Raw genomic sequence first — 2585 nt, forward strand, 5'->3', positions numbered from 1 at the left:
GGAGCGGGCCTCAGCCCGCCGCAACGCCCGCGAGGCGCCCGTCCGCCGCAACGCGGAGCACCCACCGGGGACGCCGGCCCGCGGCGAGGAGACGGCGGTCGAGCGCCTCCGTGAGGGCCGCGGCGTCGGCCTCGAGCTCCCTGCGGCGGCTGCGGGCCTCTTCGCGGAATACCTCCGCCTCGGCGCGCAGAACCGGAAGGCCCTCGCGTTCCTCGGGCGTGAGCGGAGCGGCGAGCGGGTCTTCGAGCGAGCGTTCGAACCCGCCGACCGCCTCGACCGCCGCATCGGCCGCCAACGCGCCGTCGGGGAAGGCCGCAGCCTGAGCGCGCAGCCGCGCGGCGGCGGCGAGCCCCGCCGCGTAGTCCGTCGATTCGAACAGGCGCTTCGCGGCGAGCACCCACCCGAGGCGCACGGCCGCTTCGCGAAGGGCCGTGAGGCGCCGGGCGTTCGCAAGGGCCGCAGCCGTCTCTGCGGGACTCCCCATGAGGCCGCCCTCCGGCGCGGCGAGAAGCCCGAGCACCCGGTCGATCGCGGCCGAGGTCTGATTGAGTTCCGCTTCGAGCGCGCCCAGGGATTCCTCCGCCGGAGCCGCGCCCGTGCGCAGCGCCTCGACGCGCGCGAAGAGGCGCTTCAAGTCCGCGGAGAACCGGTCTTCGGCCTGCACCTGCGCGGCCTCACCTCCGGCGGGCCGGGCCGCTTCGCAAAGGAGCATTCCGGCGTGGGCATAGGCCGCGTCCGCGGCGCGCGTGAGTGCGGCGCCGCCCTGCGGGATGCGTCCCAGAAGTGCCGTAAGCTCCTCGAGAAACCCCGCGGCGTCGGGGGCCTCCACCGCCGCCTCACCCAAGAGGAGGCCGTGGGGGTCGAGGGCGCGGAGTTCAAGCGGCGCGCCCGCCGCGGCCGCAGCCGCGGGCGGGAGTTCAACCGTCACCGTGAAGCGGTCCGGGGCGAGGTCGTCATCCGTTTCCTTCATGAGGGCGAGCGCGCGCCGGGCGAGAAGTTCGAGCGCAGGCGCTTCCAGCGCCTCCTTCGTGAGGGGCGCCTCGGGCGCATCCGCATCCTCCATCGCTACGGTGCGCTGCATGAGGACCGCAGGCGAACCGGGCACGCCGAAGACGAGCACGGCGGGGCGCCCCGGGCCCGCGATCACGGGCTTCACGACGGGGGCGGGTTCGGGAATCTTCGGGATCTCGGGCGCCTGAGGGCGGCGCGCGATCCGCTCCGTTCTCGCGCGGGCGGGCGCCGCGGAGGACTTCTTCGCCGCCCGGCGCATGAAGGCGTCTCCCCGGCGGCTCTGCAGCATCCGGGCGAGCGCGAGCCCGCCGAAGGCGAGTCCCGCGAGCGCGATGAAGAGCCACGTGATGAGTTCGGAATCTACGAATTGCATGGGGGCGGCCTGCGGGCGGTTGAGTCTCTCTTGCACGCAATACTACCCGCGGGTCCGCAGGCCGTGCGGCCCGGGACCGCCCGGAGCCGCCCGATGCCGCTTCAGGCCGCGGCGACGGGTTCGGCCTGGGCGGCGGCGAGCATGTCCTCGACGCGCTCGGGGCGCGCGAGGTACGCGTCCGTCCCCTCGGCCTGGCGCATCCACGCGTGGACGTCCTGCAGCGACGCGGCGTCGAAGATGAGGAAGTCGCCGTCGCGCTCGTAGCCGGCCGTGCGACGCATCTCGGTCAAGAGCGTGTCGAGCGTCACGAGCGAAGTGCGGATCACCTGCGCGATGTGGTTCTTGCGCCCGGGCGACGGAATGCGCACGAGCGTGCGGCCACCCGCTTCAATGAGCTCGCCGTAGAAGAGCGACCAGCCGATCAGGAGCACCTTGAAGCGCTCGAGCGCGGGGAGGAGCGCGAGGACCGCGAAGCCGAAGCGGTCCGAGAGGTTGATGAGCTCCTGCTGCGCGTAGAGCGCCATTTGGAAGTCCCGGTCCGCCTCCAGGAGGTAGTGCAGCGCCTCGGCGTGCGGAATCACCCGCACGCGGGCGTCGGAGAGCGCCTGGTAGCGCCCGATCGCCGCGCGGTGCGTCATCCAGTTGAGATTCCCCGCGGCGTTGCGCATCGGGGCGGAGAGCGCCATCGCGCCCGCGCCGGGCTGCCCGTCGGCGGTGGCGACGATGCGACCCGTGAGGCCCGCCTCGACGAGCATGTAGCTTCTCACCTGCACGCGGGGAAAGAGCCAGTCGCCCGCCTTGAATTCCTGCACCTCGCCGAACTCCTCGAAGGCCTGCCGCAGAAGCGGATGGATGGGCAGCGTGATCCACGGCATCACCGGGGCGTTTCTCGGTCCGCTCCAATCGGGCCAGGGTCCGGCGAAGCGGCATTGGGAAAGCGCACGGATCCACTCTTCGGAAAACCTTCTCATCGGGGGACTCTCTCCAGTCTTCTTTCAGCCCTCCCGCTCCCGTCCTCTGCTCGGCCGGGGTGTGGAGAGCGGGACGCGTCATCCACCGCGCAGCCTGAGGGAGCGGCGCGCAGCTGGGAGGCGTTTGGAGGAATTTTGGCGGCGTGCCCGGACCCGAGTCAAGGCTGCGGGCGGAAGGCCGCGCGCGGCCCGCCTCTTGGGGGCCTTATCCCCGGCGCCCCCTTTTTGTC

At 72.6% G+C, this 2585-nt stretch carries 2 protein-coding genes; both read right to left on the minus strand.

The window, feature by feature from the left end; genetic code table 11:
* Nucleotides 1-10: 10 nt before the first annotated feature.
* Nucleotides 11-1384, minus strand: coding sequence for a hypothetical protein (locus tag ACT6Y9_RS10325; RefSeq protein ID WP_443744470.1), 1374 nt, complete (start codon nucleotides 1382-1384; stop codon nucleotides 11-13).
* Nucleotides 1385-1485: 101 nt separating this feature from the next.
* Nucleotides 1486-2259, minus strand: coding sequence for a Crp/Fnr family transcriptional regulator (locus ACT6Y9_RS10330; RefSeq protein WP_295477360.1), 774 nt, complete (start codon nucleotides 2257-2259; stop codon nucleotides 1486-1488).
* Nucleotides 2260-2585: the final 326 nt, after the last annotated feature.

It is taken from the genome of Sutterella sp., from assembly GCF_052272535.1.
Taxonomy (GTDB): domain Bacteria; phylum Pseudomonadota; class Gammaproteobacteria; order Burkholderiales; family Burkholderiaceae_F; genus Sutterella.